The 461-nt window shown below is 64.9% G+C and carries 1 protein-coding gene; it reads right to left on the reverse strand.

Features of this window, described 5'->3' with window-relative positions:
- Position 1: 1 nt before the first annotated feature.
- Positions 2-355 carry a YidH family protein gene (locus M3180_RS22315; RefSeq protein ID WP_251671631.1) on the reverse strand — a complete coding sequence of 118 codons (354 nt, stop codon included), beginning with the start codon at positions 353-355 and terminating at the stop codon, positions 2-4.
- Positions 356-461: the final 106 nt, after the last annotated feature.

Raw genomic sequence — 461 nt, forward strand, 5'->3', positions numbered from 1 at the left:
CTTACTTCAGCCATTCGACGGCCGCAATGACCGCCGATACGATAGCGGCCGACATCGCAAGCAGGGGAACAGCGATGGTCGCCGGCAGCGGCTTGTCATGCCGCATCGCAATCTCGTTGGCCTTCCAACGCAGGTAGGCGACCGCGGACAGGATGGAGGAGAGGACGGCCAGCGCGATCGCAAGGGCGACGACGACGAAGCGCGGCTCGAGCCTCGTCGCGAATTGCTCCAGCAACACGCCACCGGCGAGCAGCGACAGCGCCGTGCGGATCCACGCGAGGAACGTTCGCTCGTTCGCCAGCGAGAACCGGTAGTCGGGTTCCTTGCCGCTCTGGCGCCAGGGAGGGGTGTGCATCGTATTACCTCGTTCGCTGTCGTAGACGCGGCTGTGGACGCATCTGAGTTCGCGGTCGTTCGTTCACCGCAGCGAGATGACCGGCCACTTCCGCTCCTGCGCAATG

Origin of the sequence: Paenibacillus camelliae (assembly GCF_023715345.1) — a bacterium.
GTDB lineage: Bacteria > Bacillota > Bacilli > Paenibacillales > Paenibacillaceae > Pristimantibacillus > Pristimantibacillus camelliae.